Source organism: Streptomyces sp. NPDC003248 (assembly GCF_055563235.1).
Genome location: NZ_JBVHDT010000005.1, coordinates 164,355 through 180,695, shown reverse-complemented (window position 1 = coordinate 180,695; position 16,341 = coordinate 164,355). Strand labels below are relative to the sequence as shown.

Sequence of the window (16,341 nt, the reverse complement as noted above, 5' to 3'; positions counted from 1 at the left end):
ACACTGTGACCGACGCCCACACCGCCGGCCCGTTCATCGCCGCCATCGACCAGGGCACCACCTCCTCCCGCTGCATCGTCTTCGACCGCGACGGCCGGATCGTCTCCGTCGACCAGAAGGAGCACGAGCAGATCTTCCCCAAGCCGGGCTGGGTGGAGCACGACGCCACCGAGATCTGGACCAACGTCCAGGAGGTCGTCGCCGGGGCCATCGCCAAGGCGGGCATCACCCGCGACGACATCAAGGCCATCGGCATCACCAACCAGCGCGAGACCACCCTGCTGTGGGACCGCCACACCGGTGAGCCCATCCACCACGCCATCGTCTGGCAGGACACCCGCACCGACGCCCTGTGCAAGGAACTCGGCCGCAACGTCGGCCAGGACCGCTTCCGCCGCGAGACCGGCCTGCCCCTGGCCTCCTACTTCGCCGGCCCCAAGGCCCGCTGGCTGCTGGACAACGTCGAGGGCCTGCGCGAGCGCGCCGAGGCCGGCGACATCCTCTTCGGCACCATGGACAGCTGGGTCATCTGGAACCTGACCGGCGGCGTCGACGGCGGCCGGCACGTCACCGACGTCACCAACGCCTCCCGCACCCTGCTGATGAACCTGCACACCATGGAGTGGGACGCCAAGATCGCCGAGTCCATCGGCGTGCCCCTGGCGATGCTGCCGGAGATCCGCTCCTCCGCCGAGGTGTACGGCGAGGTGACGGGCGGCAGGCTCGGTGACCTCCTGGGCGGCGTCCCCGTCGCGTCCGCGCTCGGCGACCAGCAGGCCGCCCTGTTCGGCCAGACCTGCTTCGCCGAGGGCGAGGCCAAGTCGACGTACGGCACCGGCACCTTCCTGCTGATGAACACCGGCGGCAAGCCGGTCAACTCCTACAACGGCCTGCTCACCACCGTCGGCTACCGCATCGGCGAGGAGAAGCCCGTCTACGCCCTCGAGGGCTCCATCGCGGTCACCGGTTCGCTGGTGCAGTGGATGCGCGACCAGATGGGCCTGATCTCCACCGCCGCCGAGATCGAGACGCTCGCGCTCTCCGTCGAGGACAACGGCGGTGCCTACTTCGTGCCGGCCTTCTCCGGCCTGTTCGCCCCCTACTGGCGCTCCGACGCCCGTGGTGTGATCGCCGGCCTCACCCGGTACGTCACCAAGGCGCACCTCGCGCGCGCCGTCCTGGAGGCCACCGCCTGGCAGACCCGGGAGATCACCGACGCCATGACGAAGGACTCCGGCGTCGAGCTCGCGGCCCTCAAGGTCGACGGCGGCATGACCTCCAACAACCTGCTGATGCAGACCCTCTCGGACTTCCTGGACGCGCCCGTGGTGCGCCCGATGGTCGCCGAGACCACCTGTCTCGGCGCCGCCTACGCCGCCGGTCTCGCCGTCGGCTTCTGGACCAGCACCGACGACCTGCGCGCCAACTGGCGCCGGGCCGCCGAGTGGACCCCCCGCATGGACGCGGAGACCCGCGACCGTGAGTACAAGAGCTGGCTCAAGGCCGTCGAGCGGACCATGGGCTGGCTCGAGGACGAGAGCTGACGACAGCCCGCGACGGCTCAGTCGTACGCTCTGATGAGGAGTAAGAACCCGATATGACCAGTCAGTCCACCCTGAAGTCCGTGCCTGCCCTGGGGACGCACCCGGCCTCCGGCTCGAACCCGAGCCGAGCCGAGACCCGGGAGCAGCTCGCCAAGGCGTCGTACGACCTCCTCGTGATCGGCGGCGGCATCCTGGGCATCTCCACCGCCTGGCACGCCGCGCAGTCCGGCCTCAGGGTGGCGCTGGTCGACGCCGGCGACTTCGCCGGCGCCACCTCCTCCGCCTCCTCCAAGCTGCTCCACGGCGGTCTGCGCTACCTCCAGACCGGAGCGGTGAAGCTGGTGGCGGAGAACCACTTCGAGCGCCGTGCGGTCTCCCGCCAGGTGGCCCCCCACCTGGCGAACCCGCTCACGTTCTACCTCCCCGTGTACAAGGGCGGGCCGCACGGCGCGGCGAAGCTCGGGGCGGGCGTCTTCGCCTACTCCGCGCTGTCGGCGTTCGGCGACGGCGTGGGGCACCTGCTCTCCCCCGCCAAGGCGCAGCAGGACGTGCCGGAGCTGCGCACCGAGAACCTCAAGGCCGTGGCCGTCTACGGCGACGACCAGATGAACGACGCCCGCATGGCGTTGATGACGGTCCGCGCGGCCGTCGAGGCGGGCGCGGTCGTGCTCAACCACGCCGAGGTCACCGGCCTGCGCTTCACCAGGGGCCGGGTGACGGGCGCGGACCTGAAGGACCGTCTGTCCGGTGACGAGTTCGGGGTGAACGCCCGTCTCGTGCTCAACGCGACCGGGCCGTGGGTCGACCACCTGCGCCGGATGGAGGACCCGAACGCGGCCCCGTCGATCCGCCTGTCGAAGGGTGCGCACCTGGTCCTGAAGCGGACGTCGCCGTGGAAGGCCGCGCTCGCGACCCCGATCGACAAGTACCGCATCACGTTCGCCCTGCCCTGGGAGGACATGCTGCTGCTGGGCACCACGGACGAGGCGTTCGAGGGCGACCCGGCGGACGTCGCGGTCACCGACAAGGACGTGGCGCAGATCCTGGACGAGGCCGCGTTCTCCGTCCGCGACCAGCAGCTCGACCGTGACCTGATCACGTACGCCTTCGCGGGCCTGCGGGTGCTGCCGGGCGGCCCCGGCGACACGGCGAAGGCCAAGCGGGAGACCGTGGTGACCGAGGGCAGGGGCGGGATGCTGTCGGTCGCGGGCGGCAAGTGGACGACGTTCCGGCACATCGGCCGGACGGTCATGCAGAAGCTGGAGGCGCTGCCGGGCCACCCGCTCGGTGACGACTTCGAACCGATCTCGTCCCTGCCGAGGAAGCTGCCGCTGCCGGGTGTCGCCAACCCGCGCGCGGTCGCGCACCGCCTGCTGGTGGACCGCCCCGCGCCCGGACCGCGCATGGCCGCCGACACCGCCCGGCACCTGGCCACGCACTACGGCTCGCTCGCCTTCGACATCGCCCGCCTGGCCAACGAGCACCCGGAGCTGGGCGAGCGCGTCCACCCCGACGCCCCGGAGATCTGGGCGCAGGTCGTGTACGCGCGGGACCACGAGTGGGCCGAGACCGCGGACGACGTGCTGCGCCGCCGGACGACGCTGACGATCCGCGGCCTGGCCACGGACGAGGTCCGCGCCGGGATCCAGGACCTGCTCGACAAGAAGTAGAGGGCTTCGGTGCCGGCCCGCCCTCCCGACCGGGGCCGGCACCGAGAAACCGGCCTCCGCCCACCGCAGCCGGCACCGAGAAACCGGCCTCCGCCCGCCGGGCCGGCACCCGGGACCGGTCGCCACACCGGGCCCGGCACCACTGGAGCCGGACGGCTCCCCGCTCCCCCGCCGCCGGTGATCGCAGCACCGGCGGCACTCGCCTGCTCAGCCCCCATAATGACGCCTAGACATCCGATGTCTGGGCGATGAACGACAGGGAGGCCGGTCATGGCAGTCACCGACGAGGCGATCGAGAAGATCAAAGGCATGATCGTCACCGGTGCGCTGCGTCCCGGGGACCGGCTGCCCAGGGAGAGCGAGCTCGCCGCCGAACTGGGCCTGTCCCGCAACTCCCTGCGGGAGGCGGTCCGGGCGCTGTCGCTGATCCGGATCCTGGACGTACGGCAGGGCGACGGCACGTACGTGACCAGCCTCGACCCGCAACTGCTGCTGGAGGCGCTGAGCTTCGTCGTCGACTTCCACCGCGACGACACGGTCCTGGAGTTCCTGGCCGTGCGCCGCATCCTGGAGCCGGCCGCGACGGCGATGGCGGCGCTGCGCATCGGCGAGGAGGAACTCGACGCCCTGGGCGCACAGTTGGACCGGCTCGGCGCCCGGCCGTCGGTGGAGGAACTCGTCGCCTGCGACCTGGAGTTCCACCGGGGCATCGTGCAGGGCGCGGGCAACTCGGTGCTGTGTTCCCTGCTCGACGGTCTGTCGGGGCCCACCACCCGGGCCCGGATCTGGCGCGGGCTGACGCAGGAGGACGCGGTCGCCCGCACCCTGCACGAGCACCGGGCGATCCTCGCGGCGCTGCGCGACCGGGACGCGGAGGCGGCGCGGTCGTGGGCGACGGTGCACATCGCGAGCGTGGAGCAGTGGCTGAGGTCGAGCCTGTGAGCTGCTTCGGCGGGCGGGTGTTCAGGGGTGGGGAACGGGGCAGTGATCCGTTCACTCCCCCGTGCAAGGGGGCTGCGGGCGCCCCCGCGGGACGCCGTAAGGTTGGGTGGTCAGGCGAGGGCACGTCGGAAGGAGGCACTGGGTGATCGAGCTCGAGGGGGTTCCCGAGCTGATCGACCCGGTCATGGTGGCCGCGTTCGAGGGCTGGAACGATGCCGGCGACGCCGCTTCCACCGCGGTCGCGCATCTCGAGAGGGAGTGGAAGGGCGAGGTCTTCGCGGCGCTGGACGCCGAGGACTACTACGACTTCCAGGTGAACCGTCCCACGGTGTTCATGGAGGCCGGCGTCCGCAAGATCACATGGCCGACGACAAGGTTGTCGGTGGTGCGGGTCGGCGGCGAGAAACCGCGCGACCTGGTGCTGGTGCGGGGCATCGAACCGTCCATGCGCTGGCGCTCGTTCTGCAACGAGCTGCTCGGCTTCGCCCACGAACTGGGCGTGGAGCTGGTGGTCATCCTGGGCGCCCTGCTCGGCGACACCCCGCACACGCGTCCGGTGCCGATCAGCGGGACCACGTCCGACGCGGACCTGGCGCGCCGGATGGACCTGGAGGAGACCAAGTACGAGGGCCCCACGGGCATCGTCGGTGTCCTCCAGGAGGCGTGCACGCACGCGGGGGTGCCCGCGGTCAGCCTCTGGGCGGCCGTACCGCACTACGTCTCGCAGCCGCCCAACCCCAAGGCGACGCTGGCGCTCCTCAACCGTCTGGAGGACCTGATCGACGTGCGCATCCCGCTGGGCGAACTGCCCGAGGACGCGCGCGCGTGGCAGGTGGGCGTGGACCAGCTGGCCGCCGAGGACAGCGAGGTCGCCGAGTACGTCCAGACGCTGGAGGAGGCCCGGGACACCGCGGAGCTGCCGGAGGCGTCGGGTGAGGCGATCGCCCGGGAGTTCGAGCGGTATCTGCGGCGCCGGGACGGCGGGGGTCCGCCCGCCCCGGGCGAGCGGACCCGGCCGCCGAAGCCGCCCAAGCCGAGCGGTGACCTCTCCGACGACGACGAATCGTCGGAGGACTAGAGGACCGGCGAACGACAGGAAGGGAGAGGGGCGGTGCGCCACCAGGCGCACCGCCCCTTTTCCTTGCGTCCGCTGCAGCTAGAGCGCCACGCCCAGCAGGGCGTCCACCGCGCGGGAGACCACGCCGGGGGCCGCGGTGTCCGTGCCGCCCCGCTCCTGCTGGAGCGCGGCCCAACGGTCGACGGCGGCCAGCGCGGCCGGGGCGTCGAGGTCGTCGGAGAGGGCTTCGCGGATCTCCTCGACCAGGGCGTCGGCGGGCGGGCCGTCGGGCCGGGAGACGGCCGCGCGCCAGCGTCCGAGCCGGTCCACGGCGTCCTGGAGCACCTGGTCGGTCCACTCCCAGTCGCTGCGGTAGTGGTGGGCGAGGAGGGTGAGCCGGATCGCCGCGGGATCGACGCCCTCGCGCCGCAGCGCGGAGACGAAGACGAGGTTGCCCTTGGACTTGGACATCTTCTCGCCGTCCAGGGCGACCATGCCGGCGTGGACGTACGCCTTGGCCATGGGGAACTCGCCGGTGAGGACCTGGGCGTGGGAGGCGCCCATCTCGTGGTGCGGGAAGGCGAGGTCGGAGCCGCCGCCCTGGACGTCGAAGCCCATGCCGAGGTGGTCCAGGGCGATGGCGACGCACTCGATGTGCCAGCCGGGGCGCCCGCGGCCGAGCGAGCCGCCGTCCCAGCTGGGCTCGCCCTCGCGGGCCGCCGTCCAGAGCATCGGGTCGAGCGGGTTCTTCTTGCCGGGCCGGTCGGGGTCGCCGCCCCGCTCGGCGGAGAGCAGCCGCATCGCGGCGGCGTCCAGGCGGGAGACCGTGCCGAAGTTCGGGTCGGACTCCACGGAGAAGTAGACGTCGCCTTCGAGTTCGTAGGCGGCACCGGCGTCGCGCAGGCGCTCCACGAGCGGCACGATGCCGGGTATGGCCTCGACGGCGCCTATGTAGTGCCGCGGCGGGAGCATGCGCAGGGCGGTCATGTCCTCGCGGAAGAGGGCCGTCTCCCGCTCGGCGAGGGCGACCCAGTCGACGCCATCCCGCTGGGCCCGCTCGAGGAGCGGGTCGTCGACGTCGGTGACGTTCTGGACGTAGTGCACCTGCCGCTTGGTGTCCAGCCACACGCGCTGGACGAGGTCGAACGCGTTGTAGGTCGCCGCGTGCCCCATGTGGGTCGCGTCGTACGGCGTGATGCCGCAGACGTAGATACGGGCGACGGGACCGGGGTCGAGGGTGACCGGTCCGCCGGTCGCGGTGTCGTGGATCCTCAGGTCGCGGCCCTGACCAGGCAGGGCGGGGACCTCGGAAGCGGGCCAGGCATGCATGTCATGAGCGTAACCGGCCGGAAGTTCCGGGTACGAACCGGAGCGGTCCGGACGGCCGAGAAGGCGCTCTTGCGTCTGCGCGGGCGATGTGCTGGGGGTCCCGGGACGCCCGGGAACACGCTCTTGCGCGTGCGCGGGTGATGTGCTGGGCGGTCCTGGGGCATGTGTCACGGCTCACCCCTGTGGCCGCCGCCGGCATGTGTCACGGCTCACCACCGGGGCCGCGGGGCACGTGTCCCGGAACACCTCCGGGGCCGCGGGACCGTGTCAGACGGGTGGCCAGGGGATCGCCGGCCACTCGCCGCCGGGCTCGGGGTGCCGGCCGGACGCCAGCAGCGCGGCGGTCCGCGCGCGCGTGGCGTCGACCTCGGCGGGGGTGAGGAGTGCGGACAGGCCGGCCGCCAGGGTGCCGCCCGGCTCCAGGGCGCCGGCGAGGCCCCTGAGCACCCCGACGGCCTCCTCGGTGAGGGGCTCCCCCGCCCAGCCCCACAGGAGGGTGCGCAGCTTGTCGTCGGCGTGGAAGGTGACGCCGTGGTCGATGCCGTACAGCCGCCCGTCGGCGGTGGTGAGCAGATGGCCGCCCTTGCGGTCGGCGTTGTTGAGGACCGCGTCCAGGACGGCCAGGCGCCGCAGCCGCTCGTCGTCGGCGTGCACCAGCAGCGCGGTCCGGTCCTCGCCGACCTCGGCGAACCCGATCGCCTTCCAGCCGGGCCCCGGCTCCTCCTCGTCGACCAGGGCGAGCAGCCCGTCCTCCGGGGACGCCTCGATCCACAGCTGGCACATGCCCTCGCCGTAGGGCCCGTCGCGCAGCACGGTGGGCGGTACGAGCCCCCAGCCGGTCGCCTCGGACACGGCGTACGCGGCGACCTCGCGCTGGGCGAGCGTGCCGTCGGGGAAGTCCCACAGGGGCCGCTCCCCGGCGACCGGCTTGTAGACGCAGGCGGCCTCCCGGCCGTCGTGGGCGACCGTGCAGTACAGGGCGGCGTTGGAGGCGTCACGGATGCGTCCGCGCACGGTCAGCCCGCCGTGGGCGAGCAGTTCCGCGTCCGCGGGGTCGGCGGTCGTCACGCCCCGCGGCGGTATCCGTTCTGGCGCGGACATACGTGTCCTTCCGGGTCGAGCGGCAGGCTGCACAGCGGGCACGGCGGCCGGCCGGCGTTGACGACGTCGAGGGCTCTCTTGGCGAAGGCTCTCGCCTGGGCGCCGGTGAGCCGGACCCGCAGCATCGGGGGCCCGTTCTCCTCGTCCTGGAGCAACCGCTCCTCGGCCTCGGCCAGGTCCTCCTCGGAGTCGGCGTCGAGCTCCACGAGGGCCTGCGCCTCGACGATCATGCGCTGTTCCTCGCCGTCCCAGGCGAGGGCCATGGTGCCGACCCGGAACTCCTCCTCGATCGGTGTGTCGAGGGGGCCGGTGTCGGTGATCTCGGCGGGCGCCATCGCGGGCACGGCGGCGCTCCCGCCGCTACGGCGTACGACTTCGTCCAGCAGTTCGTCCATGCGCTCGGCGAGCGCGGCGACCTGGGTCTTCTCCAGGGCCACACTGGTCACTCGGGAGCCGGCGGTGGCCTGGAGGAAGAAGGTACGGCGCCCGGGCAGTCCGACCGTACCGGCCACGAAGCGGTCCGGGGGGTCGTAGAGGAACACCTGACGGGACACGTCCTGTCTCCCTGGGAATCGTGGGTACGTGAACGTCCATGCGTGAACGTGCGTATGCGGACCGCTTCACCCTACTGCGGGCGACGATCACGGTGCGCCCGCACCGCCCCCGACCGTCGCCTCCTGGGCCGGGGGCTCCTGGCGCGGGACGAGCGAGGCGAAGTCGCCGGTGTCGCCGAGGCGCACCAGAAAGGGGCGCAGACGGGTGTAACGGATCGCGGTGATGGAACACGGTTCGACGGAGATCCGCTGGAAGAGGTCGAGATGCAGCCCGAGCGCGTCCGCCACGAGCGACTTGATGATGTCGCCGTGCGAGCACATGAGGTAGACGGCGTCGGCGCCGTGGTCGCGCTCCACGCGCGCGTTCCACTCGCGCACCGCCTCGGCGGCGCGGGTCTGCATGGCCCGCATGGACTCGCCGCCGGGGAAGGCGGCCGCGGAGGGGTGCGTCTGGACGACCTCCATCAGCGGCTCGTCGTTCAGCTCGGCGAGCTTGCGTCCCGACCAGTCGCCGTAGTCGCACTCGCCGATGCGTTCGTCGGTGTGCACGGGCAGTCCGGGGCGGGCGTCCAGCAGGGGCCGCAGCGTCTCCCGGCAGCGTTGCAGGGGGCTCGTGACGACCTCGGCGATCGGCAGCTCCGCCAGTCGGCCGGGCAGCGCGGCGGCCTGGGCGGCGCCCCGCTCGTCGAGGGCGACGCCGGGTGTCCGGCCGGCGAGCACTGCGGAGGTGTTGGCGGTGGACCGTCCGTGCCGGACGAGGATCAGCGTGGGCATGCCGCCCAGGGTAGGCGTAGGACCGGGGGCACCGGTGATACGTCCTGGTGCACAGGTGAACGGCCGAAAGGGGAACGCACTCCGTGATCGTCGACTGCGCCATCTACCGGGACGGGCACCGCACCGAGGGTCCGCAGGACTTCTCCGACGCGCTCGACGACGCGCGTGCCGGGGGCGGCTTCGTCTGGATCGGGCTGCACGAGCCCACCGAGAAGGAGTTCGACCACGTCACGCGCGAGTTCGCACTGCACCCGCTGGCCGTGGAGGACGCCCTGAAGGCCCACCAGCGGCCCAAGCTGGAGGTCTACGACGACTCGCTGTTCCTGGTGCTGAAGCCGGTGGTGTACGAGCCGCGGAGCGACACCGTCTCCTCCGGTGAGGTCATGGTCTTCCTCGGCGACTCCTTCGTGGTGACCGTCCGGCACGGCGAGGGTTCTCCGCTGGCGGTCGTGCGGCAGCGGCTGGAGAAGGAGCCCGAGCTGCTCGCGAAGGGCCCCACCTCCGTCCTGTACGCGATCGCCGACGCGACCGTCGACCACTATCTGGACGTGGCGACCGAGCTCCAGACCGATCTGGAGGAGCTGGAGGCCGAGGTGTTCTCCCCGGACGGCGGCGGCTCGCGGCACACCGCGTCCCGGATCTACGGCTTCAAGCGGCAGGTCCTGGAGTTCCGCCGGTCGACCGGCCCGCTGGCACCGCCGGTGACCCGGCTCGCGGACACGGGGTCGGTCGGTGCGGCGCTGCCGTTCGTGAACGACAAGGCGCGGCCGTTCTTCCGGGACGTCGGCGACCACCTCGCGCGCGTGAACGAGTCCGTGGAGGGGCTGGACCGGCTGGTGTCGGACATCCTGTCGGCGCACCTGGCGCAGATGAGCGTCCGGCAGAACGACGACATGCGGAAGATCTCGGCGTGGGCGGCCATGGCCGCGGTCCCGACCATGATCGCGGGGATCTACGGCATGAACTTCGAGCACATGCCGGAACTGCGCTGGGTGTGGTCGTATCCGGCGGTGATCGCGGTCATGGCGGTCTTGGAGGTGCTGCTGTACCGGCTGTTCAAGCACAGGGGGTGGATGTAGCGGGATCCCGCGCGCGGGGGCGGTCTCGGCCGGTTGCGGGTGGTCCGGCGGGTTGCGGGTGATCCGGCGGGTCTTGCGGGTGATCCGGCGGGTCGCGGGTGGTCCGGCCAGTTGTGGCCGGCCGACTCGCCGGCTCGCCGGCTGGCTGACCGGCCGACTGGCCGACTGGCCGACTGGCCGGCTGTTCCGGCTGGCCGGCTGTTCCGGCTGGCCGGCTGTTCCGGCTGGCCGGCTGTTCCGGCTGGCGGCTGTTCCGGCTGGCGGCTGTTCCGGCTGGCGGCTGTTCCGGCTGGCCGGCTGTTCCGGCTGGCCGGCTGTTCCGGCTCAGGCGAACTCGGGAGCGGTGGTCTCCGGTCCGCCGAGGGCGTCGCGGCGGTCGGGCATCGTCAGGGACACCATGCGCCGCCAGCCGGCGAACCGCTCCCAGGCGTGCACGGCGTGGATGCCGGCCGCGAGGAGGGCCGCCCGGGGCCGGGACCAGCCGAGGATGCGGCCCATGCGGGCCATGACGGCGAGGCTGACGTCGCGGTGGACGCGGATCTCGGCGAGGGCGCTCTCGCGCAGCGTCCGCTGGATGCCCCGGCCGTGTCCGGCACGCGCGAAGCGCAGGAGTTCCTCGTGGCAGTAGGCGAGGTGGTTGTCCTCGTCGTCGGCGATCATCCGCACCGCGCGGCCGATGTCGGGGTGGTCGGCGAAGTGTCTGCGCAGCAGCGCCATCTGCTCGGAGGCGCGCTGCTCGGTGACCCTGCTGTGGGCGAGGTAGGTGACGATGTCCTGGACGGTCAGCGGCCGGTCGGCCTTGAGCCGGTCGTGGGCGAGACCGATGCCCCTGCGCTCCAGGAGCATGGTGTAGTCGGTCTCGGGCGGGACGGGGACGGGGTCGAGGCCGCGCTTCTTCAGCAGGGCGGCGAAGATCCGGCCGTGTTTGTCCTCGTCGGCGCCGTGCCGGGCGATCTTGGGGGCGAGCGCGCGTTCGCTCTGCGGGACGAGCGCCGCGATCCGGGCGTTCTCCCAGCCGCCCTGGGCCTCCCCGCCGGCGGCGATGGAGCAGAACAGCCGGAACGACTCGTCGTGGTCGAGGATCTCCTGGAACAGACTCTTGGCCGAAAGCATCGTGGGGCACCTCTCCGCATCCCGGGGGATCCGCAGGTCCGCAGGGTCCGCAGAATCGCGCAGGCTTCCGCGGGGTTCCGCAGGGTTCCGCAGGGTTCCGCGAAGAACGAGTCAAATGCGGCGCGGGGCGGGGTGCAACAGGGGTGTCGGACGGCTGCGCCGAACGGCGGACCGGCGCGGTCCCCCCGGGGGCGTGACCGCGCGGGCCGCGGCGCGTTGTTCCCCGTGACGGCCGTGGCGGGGAAGACCCCCGAGCCCCCACCACGGCCGCTGAACCCCCTCCGTGACCTGCTCACCGGGCGACGGCCTCCCCTCCCTGAGCCGGTCGGCGCGCTGCGTCCCCCCTACGCCAGGCCGGCGCGCTCCAGCGCCTCGGCGCCGGCCCGCAGGGAGGCCAGGCGCTCGTCGAGGGTGAAGCCCGCGGGAGCGAGGGTGAGGGTGGTGACACCGGCCGCCGCGTAGGCCTTCATCCGGTCGGCGATCCGCTCGACCGAGCCCAGCAGCGTCGTCCGGTCGATCAGCTCGTGCGGCACGGCGGCCGCGGCGGCCTCCTTGTCACCGGCCAGGTACAGGTCCTGGATCTCGGTGGCGGCCTGCTCGTAGCCCATGCGCCGGGCGAGCTGGTTGTAGAAGTTCTGCTTGCGGCTGCCCATGCCGCCGACGTACAGCGCGGTGTAGGGGCGGAAGGTGTCGGCGAGCCGCTCGACGTCGCCGTCGGAGCCGACGGCGAGGGGCAGGGTCGGGCAGACGTCGAAGCCCTCCAGCGTCTTCCCGGCCTTCTCGCGCCCGGCCCGCAGGTGCTTGACCGCCGTGTCCTCGAGGTGGTCGGCGGACGGGAAGATCAGCAGGGCGCCGTCGGCGATCTCGCCGGTCTGCTCCAGGTTCTTCGGTCCGATGGCCGCGATGTACAGCGGGATGTGCTCGCGCTGCGGGTGCACGGTCAGCTTGATCGGCTTGCCCGGGCCGCCCGGCAGCGGCAGCGTCCAGTGCTCGCCCTCGTACGACAGGCGCTCCCGGGTCATCGCCTTGCGGACGATCTCGACGTACTCGCGGGTGCGGGACAGCGGCTTGTCGAACTTCACGCCGTACCAGCCCTCGGAGACCTGCGGGCCGGAGACGCCGAGGCCGAGGCGGAAGCGGCCGCCGGAGAGGGAGTCGAGGGTGGCGGCGGTCATCGCGGTCATCGCGGGCTGCCGGGCCGGGATCTGGAAGATGGCGGAGCCGACGTCGATGCGCTCGGTCTGGGCGGCGACCCAGCTGAGCACGGTGGCCGCGTCGGAGCCGTAGGCCTCGGCGGCCCAGCACACGGCGTATCCGAGCCGGTCGGCCTCCTGGGCCACGGCCAGGTTGTCCGCGTCCATTCCGGCACCCCAGTAGCCGAGGTTGATCCCGAGCTGCATGGCCGATTCCCCTTACTGATCAGTAACGACGCTGTCGGGCAGACAGTAGCGCGGGGGGCGCCGTCGGCGGGAGGGCGGTGCGGCGCGGTCGGTGCCGGACCGGACGGGTCCCCGGCCTGCCCGAACCCGGACCGGGACCGCCCCGAATTCGGTTGTCCACAGGCAACCCACGGCCCAGTTCTGGCCAGTAATCTCGGCGTTCATGGAGCAGAGGCATCTCGGCCGCACCGGCCTGCGTGTGTCCCGCGTCGGGCTCGGCACCCTGACCTGGGGGCGCGACACCGACGAGCACGACGCCGCGGACCTCTTGAAGACGTTCTGGGAGGCGGGCGGGACCCTCGTCGACACGGCCGACGTGTACGGCGACGGAGAGGCCGAGTATCTGCTGGGGCGGCTCATGGAGGGCCTGGTTCCGCGCCGTGACCTGATCATCTCCACGAAGGCGGGCAGTGTGCCCGACCCCGAACGCCGCTTCGACGGCTCGCGCGGCCATCTCCTCGCCGCCCTGGACGCCTCCCTCGCCCGGCTGGGCACCGACCACGTCGACGTGTGGCACGTGCACGCCTTCGACTCCTCCACCCCGCTGGAGGAGACCCTCCAGGCCCTCGACATAGCGGTCGCCAGCGGCCGCGCCCGCTACGCCGGCGTCTCCAACTTCTGCGGCTGGCAGCTCGCCAAGGCCGCCACCTGGCAGCTCGCCGCACCGGGCGCCCGCACCCGGCTGGCCAGTACGCAGATGGAGTACTCGCTGCTCCAGCGGGGTGTGGAGCGCGAGGTGCTGCCGGCCGCGCTGGACCTGGGCATCGGTCTGCTGCCCTCCTCGCCGCTGGGCCGGGGCGTCCTCACCGGCAAGTACCGGGGCGGCGCGCTGCCCCCGGACTCGCGCGGCGCCTCCGACCACTTCGCGCTCTTCGTCGAGCCGTACCTGGACGACACCGCGGGCCGCATCGTGGACGCGGTGACCACCGCGGCGGACGGGCTCGCGGTGACCCCGCTCCAGGTCGCCCTGGCCTGGATCCGCGACCGGCCCGGCGTGACCGCCCCGATCGTCGGAGCGCGCACCGCGCAGCAGCTCACGGCCGCTTTGTCAGTGGAGGCGCTTAGTCTTCCTGACGAGATCTGCCGGGCGCTCGACGACGTGTCGGCGCCCGTGCACCGCTATCCCGATCACGACTGGAGCACGCTGTGAGCACGGAGCCGGAGCCCCCCGAGACGACGGAGAACACCGGGCCGGGGACCCCGGACGACGCCACACCCGCCGGCGGCACACACGCCGACGCCACGCACGCCGACGCCACACCTGCCGACGGCACGCCCACCGACGGCGCAGCGGCCGACGGCACCGCATCCCCGCAGACCGCGGAGCGGACCGGGCGCGAGTTCCCCGGCGTCGCCGACGGCGGGGAGGGCGGGGACGGGCCGGGCGCGGGCGCCGGGGGCGGCTCCGAGGCGGAGGACGGTGACGGTACGCCCGGCGCCGAGGGCGGAGACGGCGGCAGCGGAACGGCCGGCGCCGAGGACGCAGACGGCGGCAGGCCTACGGCGGGCTCCGGGACCGGAGACGGCGGCGGTACGCCGGACTCCGGAAGCGCGGACGGCGACGGTACGACCGGGTCCGGGACCGGCGACGGCAGCGGCCCTGGGGCGGATTCCGGGACCGGCGACGGCGCCGGCGCGGCGGCGCGCTCCGAGGCCGAGGCCGAGCTGGCCGCGCAGAGGCTGGAGCGGGAGCGGATCGAGCGGCGCAAGGCCGAGAAGGCGCCGATCGACAGCGGCGCCAAGCTCAGCGGAAGGGCCGCCGACCTGCTCGCGGCCGTCCGGGCCGTGGAGAGCGGCGCGAAGCCCGCCGCCACCGTGTTCGACGAGCCCGCTCCCGCCCCGCGCCGCCCGGCCCCGGAGCCCGAGCGGCGACCGCAGCCGGTGGTCGCGGAACCCGCCGCCGCGGGCTCGGCACCCGCCCCGGAGACCGTCGAGGCCGTCCGGCGCGTCCTGGCCGGCGGCGGCGCCCCCGAGGCGCTGGCGCCGCAGGTCGCCGCCGCCCTCGGCGAGGGCGCCGAGCAGACGCTGGGCGAGGATCCCTGGCAGTTGCTGCGCGTCCCCGGGGTGCGGCCCGAGCAGGCCGACGGTTTCGCGCGGGCGCTGCTGGGCGCCGACTGCGCCCCGGACGACGAGCGGCGGGGCCGCGCGGTGACCGTGTGGCTGCTGGAGCAGGCCGCCCTGGCCGGACACACCGCCCTGGAACTGCCCGCCCTGACGGCCGCGCTCGACCGGCAGGGGGTGCCGGACGCGGACGCGGCGGTGCAGAGCACCCTCGCGGAGGGCGAGGCCCTCGCCTTCCAGGACGCCCTGGAGGAGCCCGGCGCCGCCTCGGGCGGGGTGAACCGCGCCGGGGAGGCACCGGGGGAGCAGGCCGAGGAGGGCGAGGAGGAGGCACGCCCGGTCCGGGTCCTGGTCGGCCTGGAGCGGTACGCGCTCGCCGAGGAGAGCCTCGCCGACGGCCTCGCACGGGTGGTCAACTCCCCGCCCAAGGAGGCTTCCGCCGACTGGGAGCCGGCCGCTGCCGCGGCCCGCGGCAGCGCCGCCGAACTGATCCGCGCGGTCGCCGCCCACGGGCTGGTGCTGCACACCGGCGGGGAGGCCGCCCGCGCGGAGACCGCGGCCCTGCTCACCGCCGCCCGGGCCCTCGGTCTGCGCGCCGTGGCCGCCTGCCACGCACCGGACGGACGGCGCCGGCTCGCCTCCCTCGTGGACGAGGGGGACGACGCCGTGGTCACCCTGTCGGGCCTGCTCTCCGGCGCGGAGGGACCCGGCCGGGACACCGACGGCGCGCTCGCGGTGGACCTGCTGATCCTGCTGGACGCCCCGCAACTGGACGTGGAGACCGCCGCGATGGCGGTGGAGTCGCTGCCGGACACCGCCCGGCTGGTGCTCAGCGGGGATCCGGCCGTGCTGTGGTCGGCCGGGCCCGGCCGGGTCTTCGCCGACCTGCTCGCCGCGCGCGCGTGTCCGCAGGTGGCCTCGCGCACGCCCGACCCGGGTCCGCTCGGCGAACTGGTCTCCGGGATCGGTGTCGGCGAGCTGAACCAGGTGGACGCGCCCGGCAAGGAGATCGTGATCGTCCCGGTGCGGGACGCGGGCGAGGCCGTGCACCGGACCGTGCAGCTCGTCGTGGACTCGGTGCCGCGGGCCTTCGGGACCGCCCCCGAGCAGACGGTGGTGATCACCCCGGGCCACGGTGGGGCGGCCGGGACGCGCGCCCTCAACGCCGCCCTCAAGGAGCGCTGCAACCCGGGCCCCGGCCGCTTCGGCGGGTTCGACCCCGGGGACCGGATCGCCTACTCCCCCGCGCCGGGCCGCACGGTCGTGGGCCAGGTGGTGAAGGCCGACGCGAACGGGCTGCACCTCTCCCTGGCGGGCGCTCCCGTGGTCGTCCCGCGCGAGAGGGTGGAGCAGTCCGTGCGGCACGGCTGGGCGCTGACGGCCCATCAGGCGGTGGGCGCCCGATGGCCGGCGGCGGTCGTGGTGCTGCCCGGGGACGCCGCACGGACCCTCTCCCGTCCCTGGGTCTACACGGCCTTCGGGCGGGCGGAGCGCCACCTGTCCGTCGTCCACGGGGTCGAGCAGGCCCTGCCGCGAGCGGTCGCCGAGGTGCCGGCGAAGCCCCGGACCACCCGGCTGTCCGCCCTGCTGCGCACCCAGGTGCCGGCGGCCGGCTGACGGGCGGGACACGGCGAACGGCGCCGGTGGCGGTGGCGGGTCGAACCCCTCCCCACCGCCG

General features: G+C 73.6%; 13 protein-coding genes. 7 read left to right on the top strand and 6 right to left on the bottom strand.

All coding sequences use genetic code 11. The features are described 5' to 3' along the window. Positions 1 to 5: 5 nt before the first annotated feature. The 4 genes from glpK (at position 6) to ACZ3KJ_RS14760 (ending at position 5,234) form a co-directional block, all read left to right on the top strand. The gene (glpK, locus tag ACZ3KJ_RS14775; protein WP_467527069.1) at positions 6 to 1,544 is read left to right on the top strand and encodes a glycerol kinase GlpK; all 1,539 of its coding nucleotides are present in this window, start codon (positions 6 to 8) and stop codon (positions 1,542 to 1,544) included. A gap of 53 nt (positions 1,545 to 1,597) precedes the next feature. Continuing rightward, positions 1,598 to 3,214, top strand: a complete 1,617-nt coding sequence (locus ACZ3KJ_RS14770; RefSeq protein ID WP_467527067.1) for a glycerol-3-phosphate dehydrogenase/oxidase — start codon at positions 1,598 to 1,600, stop codon at positions 3,212 to 3,214. 270 nt (positions 3,215 to 3,484) lie between these two features. Then, the gene (locus ACZ3KJ_RS14765) at positions 3,485 to 4,156 is read left to right on the top strand and encodes a FadR/GntR family transcriptional regulator (RefSeq protein WP_389519870.1); all 672 of its coding nucleotides are present in this window, start codon (positions 3,485 to 3,487) and stop codon (positions 4,154 to 4,156) included. 142 nt (positions 4,157 to 4,298) lie between these two features. Continuing rightward, a complete protein-coding gene (locus ACZ3KJ_RS14760; protein WP_467527065.1) occupies positions 4,299 to 5,234 on the top strand; it encodes a PAC2 family protein in 936 nt (311 codons plus the stop codon). Positions 5,235 to 5,312: 78 nt separating this feature from the next. Here ACZ3KJ_RS14760 and mshC read toward each other — a convergent pair whose 3' ends face one another. The 4 genes from mshC to ACZ3KJ_RS14740 all read right to left on the bottom strand — a co-directional run bounded on the left by mshC (position 5,313) and on the right by ACZ3KJ_RS14740 (position 8,971). Beyond that, the gene (mshC, locus tag ACZ3KJ_RS14755) at positions 5,313 to 6,542 is read right to left on the bottom strand and encodes a cysteine--1-D-myo-inosityl 2-amino-2-deoxy-alpha-D-glucopyranoside ligase (protein ID WP_467527063.1); all 1,230 of its coding nucleotides are present in this window, start codon (positions 6,540 to 6,542) and stop codon (positions 5,313 to 5,315) included. A 267-nt stretch (positions 6,543 to 6,809) separates the two neighbouring features. Beyond that, complete coding sequence (locus tag ACZ3KJ_RS14750) at positions 6,810 to 7,643, bottom strand: SCO1664 family protein (protein WP_467527061.1); 834 nt, start codon at positions 7,641 to 7,643, stop codon at positions 6,810 to 6,812. Further along, on the bottom strand, positions 7,607 to 8,197 hold the full coding sequence (locus tag ACZ3KJ_RS14745; protein ID WP_385066945.1) for a DUF3090 domain-containing protein: 591 nt from the start codon (positions 8,195 to 8,197) through the stop codon (positions 7,607 to 7,609). The genes ACZ3KJ_RS14750 and ACZ3KJ_RS14745 overlap by 37 nt, the downstream gene beginning before the upstream one ends. 87 nt (positions 8,198 to 8,284) lie before the next feature. Next, positions 8,285 to 8,971 (bottom strand): histidine phosphatase family protein, encoded by a 687-nt coding sequence (locus ACZ3KJ_RS14740; RefSeq protein ID WP_467527059.1) that lies wholly within the window; start codon positions 8,969 to 8,971, stop codon positions 8,285 to 8,287. A gap of 83 nt (positions 8,972 to 9,054) precedes the next feature. On the opposite strand from ACZ3KJ_RS14740, the gene corA reads away from it, so the two are divergent. After that, on the top strand, positions 9,055 to 10,050 hold the full coding sequence (gene corA / locus ACZ3KJ_RS14735) for a magnesium/cobalt transporter CorA (RefSeq protein ID WP_467527057.1): 996 nt from the start codon (positions 9,055 to 9,057) through the stop codon (positions 10,048 to 10,050). Positions 10,051 to 10,374: 324 nt separating this feature from the next. On the opposite strand, the gene ACZ3KJ_RS14730 is transcribed toward corA, so the two are convergent. Both ACZ3KJ_RS14730 and ACZ3KJ_RS14725 read right to left on the bottom strand, forming a co-directional pair. Further along, a complete protein-coding gene (locus ACZ3KJ_RS14730; protein WP_467527055.1) occupies positions 10,375 to 11,163 on the bottom strand; it encodes a ferritin-like domain-containing protein in 789 nt (262 codons plus the stop codon). 344 nt (positions 11,164 to 11,507) lie between these two features. Further along, positions 11,508 to 12,563: an LLM class F420-dependent oxidoreductase gene (locus ACZ3KJ_RS14725; RefSeq protein ID WP_467527053.1), complete on the bottom strand. Its 1,056-nt coding sequence runs from the start codon at positions 12,561 to 12,563 to the stop codon at positions 11,508 to 11,510. Positions 12,564 to 12,765: 202 nt separating this feature from the next. On the opposite strand from ACZ3KJ_RS14725, the gene ACZ3KJ_RS14720 reads away from it, so the two are divergent. Next, a complete protein-coding gene (locus ACZ3KJ_RS14720) occupies positions 12,766 to 13,752 on the top strand; it encodes an aldo/keto reductase (protein ID WP_467527051.1) in 987 nt (328 codons plus the stop codon). Further along, complete coding sequence (locus ACZ3KJ_RS14715) at positions 13,749 to 16,280, top strand: helix-hairpin-helix domain-containing protein (RefSeq protein WP_467527049.1); 2,532 nt, start codon at positions 13,749 to 13,751, stop codon at positions 16,278 to 16,280. The genes ACZ3KJ_RS14720 and ACZ3KJ_RS14715 overlap by 4 nt, the downstream gene beginning before the upstream one ends. Positions 16,281 to 16,341: the final 61 nt, after the last annotated feature.